Raw genomic sequence first — 15,051 nt, forward strand, 5'->3', positions numbered from 1 at the left:
TCCCCGGCATGGGAGTAAGGGCTCGCGGCTAAAGCCGCTCCTACAAAAGCGGGGCGAAGCGGCGGAAAAGAGCCCGCATGCTAAGGTGCGCGCGCCCCGGAGCCAGCGTCGCGATGCCAGCCTCTCCTTCCACCGCCCTGTTGTTGGTCAACCTCGGCACGCCCGAGGCGCCGACCGCGCGCGCGGTGCGCCGCTACCTGGCCGAGTTCCTGCACGACCGCCGCGTAGTGCAGCTGACGCGCTGGCTGTGGTGTCCGCTGCTGCATTTCGCCATCCTGCCGCTGCGCGGACCGAAGGTGGCGCGCAAGTACGCGCAGATCTGGATGGAAGGCGGCTCGCCGCTGGCCGTATACACGCAGCGCCTGGCCGCTGCCGTGCAGCAGCGCCTGCCGCAGTGGCACGTGGCGCATGCGATGCGCTACGGGCGGCCGGCGATCGCCGAGGTGCTGGACGCCTTCCGCCGCGAAGGCGTGCGGCGGGTCGTGGTGCTGCCGCTGTATCCGCAGTATTCCACTACCACCACCGCTTCTGTCGCCGACGCGCTGGCCAAGGCGGGCGCAGGTTTGCAGGTGCGGATGATCGAGCGATACGACACCGATCCCGCCTGGGTCGCCGCCGTCGCCGATTCGATCCGCGCGCATCGCGCCGCGCACGGCGCCGGCAAGCACCTGCTGTTCTCATTCCACGGCTTGCCGCAGCGTTTGGCCGATCGGGGCGATCCGTATCCGCAGCAGTGCGAGGCCAGCGCGCGCGCGATCGCGGCCGGGTTGGGCTTGGCCGACGGCGAGTGGAGCTTGAGCTATCAATCGCGATTCGGCCGCGAGCGCTGGCTGCAGCCCGCCACGCTGGAGGCGCTCGACGCCTTGGCCGCGCGCGGGGTCGACACGGTCGACGCCGTCTGCCCCGGTTTCGCGGTCGACTGCCTGGAGACATTGGAAGAAGTCGCGATGATGCTGGCCGCGCGCTACGCCGCGCGCGGCGGCACGCTGCGCTACATCCCCTGCCTCAACGACGCGCTGGCGCACGCCGATGCGCTCGCGGCGCTGGCCGCGCGCGCGGCGGAGACGGACGATGCATGACTTCGCCCTGCAGACGCCGGCCGGCACGCTCGCCGGCCTGCGCAACGGCCGCGAAGGTGCGCCGCGGGTGCTGGCGCTGCACGGCTGGCTCGACAATGCGGCCAGCTTCGTGCCGTTGGCGCCCTATCTGGACGATGTCGACCTGGTCGCGATCGACCTGCCCGGCCACGGCCGCTCCGCGCATCTCGCGCCCGGCGCCGATTACTCCTTCGCCTATGCGCTGCACTCGGTGCTCGACGCCGCCGACGCGCTGGGCTGGGAACGCTTCGCCCTGCTCGGCCATTCGATGGGCGCCGGCATCGGCAGCCTGGTCGCGGCGGGTTGCCCGCAGCGGATCGAGCGCGGCGTTTTCATCGAAGCCTTGGGCGCGTTGGCCGAAGTGCCCGAGCGCACCGTCGCGCGCATGCGCGAAGCGGTGGCGGCGACGCGCGCCTTGCCGGGCAAACGCCTGCGCATATTTCCCGACATCGAGCCGGCGATCCGCGCGCGCATGCAGGCCAACGCGCTCAGCGAGCCGGTGGCGCGGTTGCTGGTCGAACGCGGCGTGGTTGCGGTCGAAGGCGGCTACGTCTGGTCGAGCGATCCGCGCCTGACCCTGCCGACGATGACGCGCATGACCGAGCCGCAGATCCGCGACCTGGTGCAGGGCATCGAGTGCCCGGCGCGGGCGATCTTCGCCGATCCCGCGCAGCCCTACCTGCCCGATGCATTGCGCCGCGAACGCGTGGCGTTGATGCCCCAGGGCGAACTGGTCGTGCTGCCGGGCGGACATCACCTGCACATGGAACAGCCGCAGGACGTGGCCGCGGCGATCGGCGATTTTTTCCATGCCTGATCGCTAATTCATTTCATGGGAGCGGTTTTATGTGGGAGCGGCTTCAGCCGCGAGCTTTTTCTTGCAGTTGATGGCGGCTGGTAGAAAGAGCTCGCGGCTGAAGCCGCTCCCACAAAAGCCGCTCCTGCGAAAAGCAAGTCAGCGCGCGGACGCGAGGCTGCAATCCGGATCGAAGCGCAGCGCCAACCCGAGACCGTCGATGCGGAAGTCGTAGCCGCGCGCGTCGTATTCGATGGTCGCGACCGCCGACGTCGGCGCACCGTGGGCGATCGCATCGGCCCACAGCCGGGCGAACGGGCAGGCCGGCGCCGCGACGGCGGCGGCGGGCGCGCGCCCGGTCGGCGCGTCCGCCTTGCGCTGCATGCCGCGGTTGAAATACTGGTAGGAGGCGCTACCGCCGCCGCCGATGCTGCGCACCGAACGGAATTCCCAGGGCCGCGACACTTCCACCTGCACTTGCTCATACCAGCGCCCGTCCGCGCCGCTGCCCGCGCCGATCGGCGGCGCATCGGCCGGCGCGGCCACCTCGCGCACGAAGCGGTATTGCGCGTTCGGCGAAGGGCGGTAGTCCGCTTCAAGATCCAAGGTGCCGTCGCTGCGCACGAAACGCGCCGTCAGCCGGGTCAGGCGCGCGTCGTTGCCGGCGAAGGCGGCCACGGTCGCGTAGGCGGCCACCGGGTCGAAGCGGCGCGGATCGCCAGGCGGCGCCACGGTATGCGCCACCTTGGTGCTGGTGTAGTAGAAGATCGCGGCGAGAAACAGCCCGAAGGCCAATACGCCGAACAACGCCAGGCCCAGGCAGCCGCCTAGCAGCTTGTGCCGGATCCCTGCGGAGGGTCGTATCGCGTTGCGCATGAAGAGGCCATCGTAACGGGCGCCGGAATCAGGACAACGCGTCCCCGCGGCTCAGGCGGACAGCAGGCCGCGCAGGCCGGCCTTCAGGCGCCGCCCTTCGGCATGGAAATAGCCGCGCTGGTCGCGCCAGGCCGGAAAGCGCGCGCCTACCTCTCGCCAGAACGCACGCGAATGATCGGCATGGATCAGGTGGCAGAGCTCGTGCACCAGCACGTACTCGAAGGCCGCCGGTTGGCCCAGCACCAAGGCCAGGTCCAGCACCATCACCCCGTCCGGACTCAGCGAGCCCCACTGCGACGACATCACCTTGAACGTCACTCGCGAAGGCGAGCGCGGCAGCCCGGGTACGTATTTCGGCAGCCAGCGTCCCAGATCGGCGCGGCCTTGCGCCTCGTAGAAATCGCGCAGCGTGCGCCGCATCGCCGCATCGCCGCCGCGCGCGGGCAGCGCGAAGATCAGGCCGTGTTCGTCTTCGCTCAGGCGCGCGTAGCGGCCTTCGGCCCAGCGCAACGGCACCTGTTCGCCGCGCAGCGGCAGCGCCGCGGTTTCGCCGCGCACCAGGCGCGGGACGGCATCCATCGCGAAATGGTCGATCTGCCGCGCCAGCCAGTCGCTGTGTTCGGCGACGAAGCGGTCGCCGGACACCAGGCTGGCGCGCAGCGGCAGGCTCAACCGCGCGCCGCGCTCGTCCACCGACAGGCGCAGCCGGCGTGCGCGCGGATCGCGCACGCGAGTGATGTCGACGTTGCGGCCGTCGGGCAACAGCACCGACAGCGTGTCGCGCGTGGGCCGGGGCTTGGGCGCGATCAGGCGGAACAGGGAAGGCATGCGGATATCGTAACCGCAGCGCGTTGCATTGCGTAGCGTTTGCGGGAGCGGCTTCAGCCGCGAGCCCTTGATCTCGCTCTGTAGAGCGGAGCTTGCTCCGCTGTCCTTGCTCTTCGTAGGTGCGGATTCATCCGCACGCTGTTGATTCGAACGGAAAAGCGTGCGGATGAATCCGCACCTACGGAACCCTGTTCAGCTCTCGGCGCGGCTCAGCTTCAGCGCCGGCTCCAGCACCGCGAACAACCGCTTCAGCTCGCCGGCCATCAGCGCGAAACGCGCATCGAGCTCGGCGCGGATGTCCTCGCGTTCGGTGCCTTCGAGTTGGTCGACGGCGCCGTCCAGGAACTTCAGCTTGCGGATCACCAGATCCTCGCCGAGCACGAACGACACGTGGTCGTCCAGCGTAAGCGCCAGCCGCGTGACCTGCTTGCCGGCTTCCAGATGCTTGGCGATTTCGTCGCCCAGCAGTTCCTGATGCTGGCATCTGACGATCGCGCCATGCTCGGCGGCGTCCTTCAACTCGCATTCGTCGCCCAGCGACAGCCCGTCGGGCAGTTTTTCGCCGGCGATCCAGCCGGTCAGCACGCTGCGCGGCGCCACTTCCGCATTCAACGGCAACGCAGGGAAACTGCCCAGCGCGTGGCGAATCTCCGACACCACCGTCTCGGCGTTCTTGCGCGAAGGCGTGTCGACCACGCACAGGCCGTGCTCGAGATCCAGCATCGCATCGGTGCGCGTCGGCCGCACGAAGGCGCGCGGAAGCAGCTCCGCGACCAGGTCCTCCTTCAGCCGCTTGCGCGCGCGTCCGCCGAGCTTGCGGCCTTCCTTCTCTTCGATCTCGGCCAGCTTCTTGCCGAGCAGGTCGTTGACCACCGCCGCCGGCAGCAGCTTGTCCTCACCGCCCACGGTCAGCCAGACCGCATCGTCGATGCGATGCGACAGCGCCTCCGCATCGCGGCCGAACGGCGAGACGAAGCCGCGCGAAGACAGGTCCATCGGGCCGACAGGTTTTAGCCGCACGTCGGCCAGGTGCGTATCGAGCTCGGAAAGATCGAGCGAGGCGGGGAAGCGGAACAGGGTCAGGTTTCTGAAGAACATCGAAGGTCCGAAATGGGAGGAGTGCTTTGAGCCGTCATTCCCGCGAAAGCGGGAATCCAGCGACTTTGCTTGAGCCCTCTCCCGCTTGCGGGAGAGGGTTGGGGGAGGGCGCGCGGTACGTCAGATCGCTTCGCCGCTTTATGGAGAGGCTAAAGTCACTGGATTCCCGCTTTCGCGGGAATGACGGCGTAAGGGCATGAAGCATGAAACTAAGCGGCGCCGCTGTCGTGCGGTTCGCCTGCGAGCCAAGCATGCGCGTCGGGAAGCCCGATCGAATCGCGCCGTCCCAACGCCAGGAAATCGAACAACTTCGGATCGCTCAACTGCGACGGCCGGATATCGCCCAGTGCGCGCGCGATCTGATCGATCCGCCCCGGGGTTTCCCTTTCCCAGGCGTCCAGCATCCGCTTCACCTGCTTGCGCTGCAGGTTCTCCTGCGAGCCGCACAGATTGCACGGAATGATCGGGAAGGCCTTGGCTTCGGCGTACTCGGCGATATCGGCTTCGTTCACGTAAGCCAACGGCCGGATCACCACGTGCTTGCCGTCGTCGCTGAGCAGCTTGGGCGGCATGCCGCTGATCTTGGCATGGAAGAACAGGTTGAGGAAGAACGTCGCCACCAGGTCGTCGCGGTGATGGCCCAGCGCGATCTTGGTGAACCCTTCCTGCTCGGCATACGTGTATAGCGCGCCGCGGCGCAGCCGCGAGCACAGCGAACACAGGGTCTTGCCTTCCGGCACCACGCGGGTCACGACCGAGTACGTGTCCTGTTCCAGGATCTTGTAGGCCACGCCGATCGAGGACAGATATTCGGGCAGCACGTACTCTGGAAAATCCGGCTGCTTCTGGTCCAGGTTCACCGCCACCAGCTCGAAGCGCACCGGCGCCTTCTTCTGCAGTTGCAGCAGGATGTCGAGCATCGTGTAGCTGTCCTTGCCGCCGGACAGGCACACCATCACCTTGTCGCCGTCCTCGATCATGCCGAAGTCGGCGATCGCCCGGCCCACCTGATGGCGCAGCCGCTTGGCCAGCTTGTGCCGTTCCTGCGCCGCGCGGTCGCGCGGGCGGGGCAGGGGCGGAGCCAGGGGCAGGACGGTACTCATCGGCCGCCCATTTTAGCGGCAGCCGGCGCGATGACGCTCGCGCCCGCCTGCGTGTAAGCTCGAAACCGATGCAGTCGCCCTCCGATCCCGCCGAAACGGCCCGCCGCGTGGTCGAGCTCAAGCTCGAGCACCGCGACCTGGACGAGGCCATCGCCCGCCTTCAGGCCGACATCGAAGCCGACGAACTGGCGATCAAGCGCCTGAAGAAGCGCAAGCTGCTGTTGAAGGATGCGATCGCCAAGCTCGAGTCGGCGCTGATACCCGACGAGCCGGCGTGACAGGATCTTTTCTGTGGGAGCGGCTTTTGCTTTTTTGTGGGAGCGGCTTCAGCCGCGAGCTCTTGACCCTAGCGCCGCCTCGAAAAGCTCGCGGCTGAAGCCGCTCCCACAAGAGCCGCTCCTAAAAAAGCCGCTTCCACTAGGTGGGGTGAGTTCAGTGGCAAGGCTTCTTGATCGCCCGCGCCAACATCCACCGGTTCACCGGCCACGCCGCCGCGAATCCCGCCACCAGTGCGGCGCCATAACCCAGCCAGAAGCGCGCATGCAGCATCGATGCCACCTGCACGCCGCCCACGTGATAGTCGGCGACGTTCATCGCCAGCTCCATGATCGCGATCGAAATCGTTTCGCCCAGCCAGATCGCGCGCCAGGCCTGCGCCAGCGACAGGCCGCTGCGCAACAGCGGTACCAGGCTGAAGGCGAAGCCGGAAACGAAACCGAACGCCACCGCCAGCGCCATCGTCGCCCACGGCCCCAGGCCCAGCGAAATGCCGATCGCCAGGCCAACGAAGTCGCCGATGGCGCAACCAGTGAGGCAGTGCAGCGTGGCGGAGGTCGTGAGCCGGCCCAGCGAGGCGTTATGGCTGTCGTGGGCGTGATGCGCGTGGGCATGCCCGGCTTTGATGGGTTCGGCGTGTTCCGGCGGGGTCTTGCAGCAATCGTGGGTCATCGCGGCGCTCCTTGGCGAAGGCGCCCAGTCTCGACCCTGGAGTTAGGTCCAGAGTCAAGCCTCGATCGGGCGCTGCATCGCTAAGGCGTCCAGTTGACCGACCAGATCACCGACACGATCTTCCAGCCTTGGTCGGTGCGCACCAGGTGCCACGCTTCCTTGCCGTGGTTGGTTTCCTTGCCGCCGCTGTGATAGCTGTAATCGAAGAAAACCGAAGCGATGTCGCCATCGGTTTCTACCTTCACATTGCGGAATTTTTCCTCTTCCCGGTCCTTGCTGGCGACGATGTCGTCGATGAAGGACAGGTGCCCGTCTTTGGCATCCACCCTGACTTTCACCGCCTGCGGCTTCGTCTCGCGGATCTTGTCCAGATTGGCGTCGCCGGTGACGCTCTGCCAGGCCGTGTTCTCGTGCAGGAAGAGCTTGACGAAGCGCGGCTTGTCCTTGTCGACGATGGACGCCCGGAAGGCTTCGACCACCGCTTCGACGGACCGGTTGTCCGGATCCACGCCGGCCGCATGGCCCAGAGCCGGGAACGAGAGCAGCAAGGCAAGCAAGAGCGATGGTTTCATGGGGCGCCGGCAAGAGGAAGGGAAGAGGACGTATACACGCAACGCCGAAAGAGCGGCAGCGTTGACAACCGCGATCGCGATACGGCCGCAGCCATGCCGAGATTATTCTCGGCGCTTGTCGCCGCGCGTCTTCTTTTGCGCCTTGGCCTCCAGATTTTCCTTCAGCCGCGCGGCACCGTATCCACGTTTTTCATATCGCCTCCATGGGTAGCGGCCGAGGCGCTATGCCTCAGGCGGCGGAAACCGCTCGATCGCCTGCAGCAGCCAGCGACCCTTGTCGGTGATCCAAACATCGGTCAGCCGGAACCCGTGCCAGATCAGATCGCGCTGCTGCAAGCCGTACACGAACCAGCTGGCGAAACCGGGCGCCGCATCCAGCATCAGGCACGCTTCCAGCGCCTGCGATGCCCGGCCGAACGCCTCGGGGTCGGGGTCGTTCGCAGCCTGCGTCCGGTCCCGCGCTGCCCGCAGCACGTCCCGCAGTGTCCGCAGGGCTTCCTCCGGGGCGCAGGCGCAATAACCCAGTTCCCGTTTCAGCACGTCCAGCAATTGCTCGTGGCCGCCGATCGTCGTCAGCGCTTCGCGCCGCGGACCGTCTACGGAGGCGACGATGCGCTCGGCCTCGGCCTGCGGGCAGCCGTACACCGAGCACAAGAGGCCGATCGCCTGCGCTCGGTCCAGGTCGTTCATGCGCATCGCGGTGTAGACCTCTTGCGGCGAGGCGCCCCGTTCCTTCAGGGCCAGAAAGCGGGCGGCGGGGTCGGTAGGCATGCCGACAACATAACCAGAAATCGCTTCGGGGTTAAGTAGCGCCTGAACTAAGCCGCGCGGCGAAGCGGTTTCGACCGAACGAATGGTTAGTCGTCCGGTTCATTGGGAAAAATTCTCCAGTACGGAACGCCGATATCCCCACTGCGGATCGTTGATGAACTCAATCTCGATCGGGTAATGGGGTCGCCCGGGCAGCGCGCGATTGAACTCGGCCATGAACTGGCCGTAGTCGCGAACGTAATAGCAAAGCTCGCTCACGCCGGAGCCGCGAATGACATGAACGAGAAAGCTATCGCCAGCGTCGGTATTGAGCCGGTCCAGACAGCTCTCGAAAACGTGAAGGGCGGAAAGGGTCTCCGGGTCGGGCAGGCCGTCGTCGGCATAGGGCCACTCGATAATGACCGCAACCGGATATTGAGCAGGATCCAAATCGGCGGGAAATGAGCCGCGGATCTGCCAGAGCTTCGGGCCGACATCCTCGTCGTCGGTTTCGTATTGCGTCCAATCTTGGCGAAGCTCTTCCATCGATCCCCCCGGCTGTGCGCGGCTACGCATAGTAAGCAAGCAACGCCCTATCAATGGCAGAAACGCCCATTGGCAATGTGGATGCAGGCCAATAGCCGATAGAATCTATCTCGCTATTGCTTCTGAACGGCGTGGGGGTGGCAATGTCCGCACAGTACAAAGCCCCATGGATGATCTTAGTCTTGACATCAAGCTCGATAGCCGCCCGCCAACGCAGAAGGGCGACTTTCTGCCCGGACTCTTCTTCTAGCTCTCTGGCTGCGCATTGCCTTGCGGTCTCACCTGCATCGATGAATCCGCCGGGCAACTCCCAAACGCCCCTCATTGCATTGTGCACCAGCAAGTAGCCAAGATCGCTGCGCCCAATAACCAATGGGAAGGCGACGGGTAGGACGGCGGCCGCAGCTTCGCCCATCTCATTGACCGAAAGAAGGCGCTCTACCCGCTCGTTCTCTATGGGAACCATGACGTCCACAAAGTGCGCGCTTACGCCCGGATTAAGCCGGTCCGCGGCTCGGCTCGAATGGATTGCCAAGCGCCGGCGAGGCGGCCTGGTTAATGGACCAGCCCTGCAAAGAACCCGGGCTTCATCGCGATCCACAAAGCGATCATGCCGCCGATAACCAAACCCACAAGCGTGCCAGCGGCCACTCCGCGCACAAGTATCTTTTGTTCGCCGTTTGTCATTTCAGACCTCCAAAGTCGCACCGCCAAGTGACGCCTCCGAAGGCTATCGCAGATCAGCATCCATTGTCTCTGATCGCTGGAACGCCCGCGTCGCCTGGGCCGGCCCGCGAAGCGGGTTCGGCTTGAATGAAACGTTAGGGTTCATTCGTGTCGCCCGCCGACCACTGCTCATAGCTGATGATCTCAACGCCATGCTTGGCGAGCTTCCATGTAGCGGAAGCGGCGCCTGACGTGCCAACCTTTTTCCCATCCCTATATCGAACAGCGTCGACGGCGTAAAGAGGCTTGTCGTCTTTGTGTCTGAAAGTAGAGGTTTCCATAAGCGCGCTGCAAGGGTAGGGAGAAACGTTGAACTGCTCTATCTCGTCGCCCGCTGCGAAGGACTCGATCGGGATCACGGTTCTCCCGCTCTTTAGCCCTTCATGCCAACTCGCAGGCCTTTCAGACGCGCGGCAACCCGGATCTCTAAGCTTGCAAATCTGCGTATCGGTTATAAGTTTCTCTACTCCGTTTTTCCTATAGACCAGCCTAAATGGGAACTCGCCACTTGTTTTGATGGGGGTCGATGACTCTGGCTCCGCCATGCATTGTAGTTTCGCATCCAACGCTAAAGTCGCTGCGCATCCTGTCGCTGAAAGCAGCATCGAGAAGCATGCCAGTCTTGCGGTGATCTTCGTCATGATCCCTGACGCCTGAATTAAGCCGGCCCGCGAAGCGGGTTCGGCTTGAATGAATTGTTAGGCCCCATCCCTGGATTTGTACCAGTCAGCTGGGTACCTGGAGAACAAAGCGTAATACAAAGCCTCAGACCATGAGCACTTGCCGCGCCCAACCAAAAACAAGCCGAACATACCTGCAACTAGGACACAACCGATATAAATAAAAACGGGGATACCGATCATGAAGGCGAGCAGTAGCCAGCCAGTAGTTGCGCTGAAAGGGACCGACCTAGTGACTGGAACGCCAAGAACGGCGGTATACAAGTAGCTGAAGGACACGAAGAGAAGCCCGAAGCCGACCGCCACCCCGGCAAAGCCCACACAAGTGGTGAGGAGGTAGTAACGGGGCTGAAGCCTATAAGTCGCGGATTTGTTGGTGGCGAGTTCTCGGGGAAGTTTCATAAAGAGCCTAACGCCTGAGTTAAGCCGAGCCGCAAAGCGGCCTCGGCTTGAATGAATTGTTAGGAGCCTGTGCCGAGAACAAGGATTCCGGCATCGACATCCCACGTGAACATCGTTTGCTCTCTTGCAATGATTCGCAGGCGCGTTCCGATCGGATAGGTTTCGGGATGGAACGGTTTACCCATTGGCTTTGACAGGTTGCACCCTTGCCATTGGGCTACGCCAATATCTATTACCTGTCCCTCAACTTGGCGATTCGTCCACGCGTCGAGGACGAGCAATGAAAGCGCTGGATCTCCGGTAGATGTGGTTGTGTAACCGACAACTTTTCCGAGAAAGGCGAAGTGCGAAGGATATTGGTAAGGAACCTTGGGGCCTTCAGGCCCCAGCCAGAGCGCCAAGGGCGGACTGCAAGAGAACGCGGGACTCGACACCGTGAGCAGGGCTATTAAACAGAGCGACGAGTGATGGAGTTTCATGGGCACCTAACGCCTGAATTAAGCCGACCCGCGAAGCGGGTTCGGCTTGAATGAATTGTTAGGCCTCATCAGGTTTGCGCACTGGATGGTCACATTGCATGCAGCTACGTGTAAATGAATTGGCAAATCCAAGCCACCACCAGCCCGCCCAGCCTACATGTTTGCCACAATTGGTGCAGCGTCGAAAGCTGGCTGCATATCCCAGCATAGCCCCAACCATAACAACGAATATTCCGTAATCGTGACCCGAGAAAAGAAGGACGACTCCTAACAGTACGAGGCTGATGCAGGCAATACGCAGAGCAGTGAACACACGCCAGGCACTTTTTGAGATTGCACGGGAGTTGCTCATGAGGTCTAACACCTGAATTAAGCGGGGCCGCGAAGCGGCATCCGCTTGAATGAATTGTTAGAGCGCGGGCTCTGATATGAAAGCAAGAAATGCATCTCCAAGAGGAGTGGTGCGCTTTTCAGCCAAGCCGTGCCCGGTCATCATCACTTGTAGCCCAACGTTACCTACGAGCCCTCTGGCCACTAGATCATTCCAGACCTGGCCATAGACTTGCCCTTTCCCTCTCAGCCCTGGAATGCCTTGCTCAATGACCGAGGACAAGGCGCCCATCATTACATTCGCCGAGCCAGGAGGTTGTTGGAAGAACTTGAGCAACTGGACGTGTAGCTCGGTGAAAGAGTCAATGTACTCAAGGAAGATCTGCTGCAAGGACTCTTCCGGGGCTTTGCCAGAAGCGATATTGAACAAGGCGTTCCGTAGCGCTTCTCGCTTCTCTTGACGGTGGGTACGCACGGCTAGTTGCGAGGCGTGAAGGACTGCGGAAACGAACTCCTCGTTCTCACTCAATTGCTGGATGTCGACGCCCCGCTGTTCTAGCTCTACGAGTTTTTCGCCGACATATGCCATCCATTCGATGCGCCGCTTCTCAAGCGGTGGTTGAACTACGTGCTGGAAGAGCTCGACCGAAGGCCCGCCGATGATCGGTACCGCCGACAGTCCCGCTTTAGCTAAAGCATGCAGGGTGTCGCCCTTGCTCTGCTTTGGCGGCACTAACTTGTCAGTAGCCATGAATCCTCCCGAGCGCTCTAACGCCTGAATTAAGCCGAGCCGCGAAGCGGCTTCGGCTTGAATGAATTGTTAGCGCCCGCACCGGCGCTGCGGAGACCAACGAGCTTGTGAGTGAGCCACACCTTGCTCTCAACGGCTGCCGCATCCGGGCATTTGACCATGTATGGCTTGCCAGAGACGCTGCTCTTTGTGGCCGCCAAGTCAATGAATGACTCGGTGGTTGTGACAAGCCCCTTTTTGGCGAGGTAGTCGTACTTGCGCCGGAGATGGCTCGCCGCCTGCTTGGAGTTGTGCCAAGAGCCATTGCGATAGAACTGGCAGCCAGACCGCTCCAGCACAACAAACAACTGGCCAATCTCACGCGTAGCAGAAGCGTGCTGACTCTGAGCAGCAACCGTGCTGGAGAACAGCAGGACAAATGCTAAGGCGATCGACTTCATCTGTTTAGGGCGCTAACGCCTGAATTAAGCCGACCCGCGAAGCGGGTTCGGCTTGAATGAATTGTTAGCTGCGACAAGAGTACGTGCTGTCATGCCGAGCCTTTATGTCGGTGGGAGAGACAGTAGAAATGAGCGAGCGGAAATCATGAAGCATGGTTCGTGCGGAATAGCTGACCCCGCCCACATCAAAGCTCACATCTCGAGACTTCGTATCAACGCCGGACAAGAACCCCGTTAGGCCGGACGCAACGGCCTTTCCTTGAAATTCTTGCTTCGACAGGGGCATTCGCAGCCTGGAAAGGTAGCGCTTCTGTATAACAATCCTCTCCGCGAGGTCCTCTGAGAAACATATGCGGGCTTGTGCCATCGTTCTAAGCACCTCAAAAGCTCCCAAGACCCACAGCCATAGCAGCGCGTACCCTTTGTTTAGGGTGACGCCATCAACACTTTGGTCTGAAATTACCGCCGCATCGAGCAGCCTCTCCACCTCTACAGCGACGTCCAACAGGGACGTCACCTGGAAATCGGTGAGCGGCGAGAATGCGATTAAAGGGTGCTTTTTCAACATGTCCGCGACGGCATTTTCCATAGCAGCTAACGCCTGAATTAAGCCGACCCGCGAAGCGGGTTCGGCTTGAATGAATTGTTAGACGGCACGCTTGGAATGCCCTGAATGAAAAATTGGCGATAGCTCCAGTCCGCGCCATCCGTGAGCTTGAACGATATCAAAGAACTTTTGCGACGCTATGGTGCCGTGCCAAGCGCCGAAGCCGCTACCGAACCATGCTGCAGTTAGAGACAGATCCGCCGCGTCCGATAAAGCTTGCTCCGGAATTACAATCGATGTGGGTGGGTGGTACTTCACTTTTCCGCAGAACGGCCCGGTTGGCGGAACGGTGTAGGTGTCGGCTTCCTCGTTGAAAGGTTTGCAGGTCACCGTAGGCAACTCCGAAGTGTCAACACCCTTGATCACGCCGGTTATTATTAATTGGCGTAGGTTGTCCAGTGGTTGTCCGGACTTATGATCTAGTGCGGCGCAAAAATCTATCCCGGCAATTCTATTTTTACGAAGAACTGACTCCACTTCCGGAGCTACAAACCAAGCATCAAATACCCAGTTGAGCTGGCGGAAATGAGAGTGGGTTACGCGATTCGATTTGCGGAACCGAAATGGAGCTACCTGGGACTCGTATACCCCGCAGCAGTCGCAGTGTCCTTTATATGTTTGGTCGGCCCAGGAGCTTTCTGGCTGAGGGTAGCCATGATGCCCCTTCGCTCCCATATCAAACCACCGGACACTTGCCATGCCGTCTAACACCTGAGTTAAGCCGCGCCGCGAAGCGGCGCCGGTTGGACGAATTGTCAGGCGGCAGCCGCTTAGTTACCAAGTTCGCTAGACACATGTTCGGCTATCTCACTGGTGTTCCTGACAAACGCTGCCTCTAGATCAATTCCGCACTTGTTCGCCAAGACAAGAATGGACCAGAGACAATCCGACAACTCATGACCAAGTTTCGCCTTGCAGTCTTCGATAGTTCGGACGCCCGCGTTTGCTTGGATCAGTTTTGCCAGATCGCCTACGTCCCCCATGAATCCGAGCGCAAGTTCCTGTGTAGTCCAGACGCGGCCGTACCTCTTGGTCTCTAGCTGCTCGTAGAGCTCGTTTAGTTGTAGTGCCGCTTTCTCAAGATCGCTGAAGTGCATGTGTACCGCCTAACGCCTGAATTAAGCCGACCCGCGAAGCGGGTTCGGCTTGAATGAATTGTTAGGGCGCGTACCGCTGGACCCAAAGCTCATGATCCCCGTTGGGATCACTGAGGCTGCGCGAGCACGACACCCGGTTGAAATTGTCATAGTCATTGTGCCAAACACAGTAGAGCACCTGGCCCGAGGTGAACGAGATCTCCAACTGTCTGACCCGATCTGGGCCGCAGTGAACGTACCGTGCAGTGCCTTGGCGGGGCGAGCCGTCAACCGTGCCTGTTACATCTAGCGAGTCCGAGTCCTCGTTGCCGGATAGGGTGAGCTGGCCGGTGTATGTCTGATCGCCATGTGAGCCAAGCACGCCGTAATCGCCTCGCAGCCAGCTGACTATCTTGGCATCGTTTCCAGCCGCGGCGGTGCAAATCCGGCTGGTAGGCGGTGGCGGCGCAGGTAGCGAACTACCCCAAAGCGCAACTACGAGAAGCAAGAATGTGTCCATAGCGCCCTAACGCCTGAATTAAGCCGAACCGCGAAGCGGTTTCGGCTTGAATGAATTGTTAGGCCCCGGTGGCCGAGGCCTCTGCCAGCGCAGTATCCCAGAGCACAAAAGCATTTGTCTCGGGTGAGCGCAGGGTCAACAGCGGAGCCACGTCCAGGTGCCAGCGGCGGAAGATCACAAGGAGTTGCCGCACCGTCTCAGGCTGCACAGGAGTACTAAGGGTCAACTCCAACGTAGTACCGGTGCCACGGATGGCTTGGTACTCGGGCAGAGAGCCAAGCCAGCGGAAGAACTGATCCTCGTCCGCTGAGGTGAAGAACACTGGGCCTTCAAATGAAATGATCACGGGGCCTAACTACATTTAGACCCCAAGATGGGGCATAGCGCGAGTTTGCACTTGGTCCGTCGAAGGCGTCAATCAGACTA

Annotated in this window: 20 protein-coding genes; 3 read left to right on the top strand and 17 right to left on the bottom strand. The window is 61.9% G+C overall.

The window, feature by feature from the left end:
- Window positions 1-113 precede the first annotated feature (113 nt).
- Window positions 114-1,079 carry a ferrochelatase gene (gene hemH, locus M2650_RS15990; RefSeq protein ID WP_249476158.1) on the top strand — a complete coding sequence of 322 codons (966 nt, stop codon included), beginning with the start codon at window positions 114-116 and terminating at the stop codon, window positions 1,077-1,079.
- Complete coding sequence (locus tag M2650_RS15995) at window positions 1,072-1,914, top strand: alpha/beta fold hydrolase (protein WP_249476159.1); 843 nt, start codon at window positions 1,072-1,074, stop codon at window positions 1,912-1,914. Before hemH ends, M2650_RS15995 begins: the two co-directional genes overlap by 8 nt.
- Before the next feature lie 138 nt (window positions 1,915-2,052).
- On the opposite strand, the gene M2650_RS16000 is transcribed toward M2650_RS15995, so the two are convergent.
- The 4 genes from M2650_RS16000 to ttcA form a co-directional block, all read right to left on the bottom strand.
- Window positions 2,053-2,769, bottom strand: coding sequence for a hypothetical protein (locus M2650_RS16000; RefSeq protein ID WP_249476160.1), 717 nt, complete (start codon window positions 2,767-2,769; stop codon window positions 2,053-2,055).
- Between the two features lie 51 nt (window positions 2,770-2,820).
- Window positions 2,821-3,597 (bottom strand): YgjP family zinc-dependent metalloprotease, encoded by a 777-nt coding sequence (locus M2650_RS16005; RefSeq protein WP_249476162.1) that lies wholly within the window; start codon window positions 3,595-3,597, stop codon window positions 2,821-2,823.
- 192 nt (window positions 3,598-3,789) lie between these two features.
- Window positions 3,790-4,695, bottom strand: coding sequence for a recombination-associated protein RdgC (locus M2650_RS16010; protein WP_249476164.1), 906 nt, complete (start codon window positions 4,693-4,695; stop codon window positions 3,790-3,792).
- A 209-nt stretch (window positions 4,696-4,904) separates the two neighbouring features.
- On the bottom strand, window positions 4,905-5,798 hold the full coding sequence (gene ttcA / locus M2650_RS16015) for a tRNA 2-thiocytidine(32) synthetase TtcA (protein WP_249476166.1): 894 nt from the start codon (window positions 5,796-5,798) through the stop codon (window positions 4,905-4,907).
- 68 nt (window positions 5,799-5,866) lie between these two features.
- Here ttcA and M2650_RS16020 point away from each other — a divergent pair, with 68 nt between their 5' ends.
- Window positions 5,867-6,076, top strand: a complete 210-nt coding sequence (locus tag M2650_RS16020) for a YdcH family protein (protein WP_249476168.1) — start codon at window positions 5,867-5,869, stop codon at window positions 6,074-6,076.
- A gap of 154 nt (window positions 6,077-6,230) precedes the next feature.
- Here M2650_RS16020 and M2650_RS16025 read toward each other — a convergent pair whose 3' ends face one another.
- The 13 genes from M2650_RS16025 to M2650_RS16085 form a co-directional block, all read right to left on the bottom strand.
- Window positions 6,231-6,746 (bottom strand): DUF4396 domain-containing protein, encoded by a 516-nt coding sequence (locus tag M2650_RS16025; RefSeq protein WP_249476169.1) that lies wholly within the window; start codon window positions 6,744-6,746, stop codon window positions 6,231-6,233.
- 80 nt (window positions 6,747-6,826) lie between these two features.
- Entirely contained in the window at window positions 6,827-7,318 is a 492-nt protein-coding gene (locus M2650_RS16030) for a nuclear transport factor 2 family protein (RefSeq protein ID WP_249476171.1), read from the bottom strand.
- 222 nt (window positions 7,319-7,540) lie between these two features.
- A complete protein-coding gene (locus tag M2650_RS16035) occupies window positions 7,541-8,089 on the bottom strand; it encodes a hypothetical protein (RefSeq protein ID WP_249476173.1) in 549 nt (182 codons plus the stop codon).
- Between the two features lie 99 nt (window positions 8,090-8,188).
- Window positions 8,189-8,614: a DUF695 domain-containing protein gene (locus M2650_RS16040; RefSeq protein ID WP_249476175.1), complete on the bottom strand. Its 426-nt coding sequence runs from the start codon at window positions 8,612-8,614 to the stop codon at window positions 8,189-8,191.
- Window positions 8,615-8,636: 22 nt separating this feature from the next.
- Window positions 8,637-9,080: an NUDIX hydrolase gene (locus M2650_RS16045; RefSeq protein WP_249476229.1), complete on the bottom strand. Its 444-nt coding sequence runs from the start codon at window positions 9,078-9,080 to the stop codon at window positions 8,637-8,639.
- An 89-nt stretch (window positions 9,081-9,169) separates the two neighbouring features.
- Entirely contained in the window at window positions 9,170-9,301 is a 132-nt protein-coding gene (locus tag M2650_RS16470; RefSeq protein WP_283254834.1) for a hypothetical protein, read from the bottom strand.
- Window positions 9,302-9,435: 134 nt separating this feature from the next.
- Window positions 9,436-9,981, bottom strand: coding sequence for a hypothetical protein (locus M2650_RS16050; protein ID WP_249476176.1), 546 nt, complete (start codon window positions 9,979-9,981; stop codon window positions 9,436-9,438).
- Window positions 9,982-10,481: 500 nt separating this feature from the next.
- On the bottom strand, window positions 10,482-10,901 hold the full coding sequence (locus M2650_RS16055; protein WP_249476177.1) for a hypothetical protein: 420 nt from the start codon (window positions 10,899-10,901) through the stop codon (window positions 10,482-10,484).
- Between the two features lie 409 nt (window positions 10,902-11,310).
- On the bottom strand, window positions 11,311-11,982 hold the full coding sequence (locus M2650_RS16060; protein ID WP_249476178.1) for a hypothetical protein: 672 nt from the start codon (window positions 11,980-11,982) through the stop codon (window positions 11,311-11,313).
- A gap of 29 nt (window positions 11,983-12,011) precedes the next feature.
- A complete protein-coding gene (locus M2650_RS16065) occupies window positions 12,012-12,422 on the bottom strand; it encodes a YfeK family protein (protein WP_249476179.1) in 411 nt (136 codons plus the stop codon).
- A 64-nt stretch (window positions 12,423-12,486) separates the two neighbouring features.
- Window positions 12,487-13,011: a hypothetical protein gene (locus M2650_RS16070; RefSeq protein ID WP_249476180.1), complete on the bottom strand. Its 525-nt coding sequence runs from the start codon at window positions 13,009-13,011 to the stop codon at window positions 12,487-12,489.
- Between the two features lie 57 nt (window positions 13,012-13,068).
- Complete coding sequence (locus M2650_RS16075) at window positions 13,069-13,728, bottom strand: hypothetical protein (protein ID WP_249476181.1); 660 nt, start codon at window positions 13,726-13,728, stop codon at window positions 13,069-13,071.
- Window positions 13,729-14,683: 955 nt separating this feature from the next.
- Window positions 14,684-14,971: a hypothetical protein gene (locus M2650_RS16085; protein ID WP_249476182.1), complete on the bottom strand. Its 288-nt coding sequence runs from the start codon at window positions 14,969-14,971 to the stop codon at window positions 14,684-14,686.
- Between the last annotated feature and the right edge of the window lie 80 nt (window positions 14,972-15,051).

The organism is Luteimonas galliterrae, assembly GCF_023374055.1.
In the GTDB taxonomy this organism is placed as follows: domain Bacteria; phylum Pseudomonadota; class Gammaproteobacteria; order Xanthomonadales; family Xanthomonadaceae; genus Luteimonas_C; species Luteimonas_C galliterrae.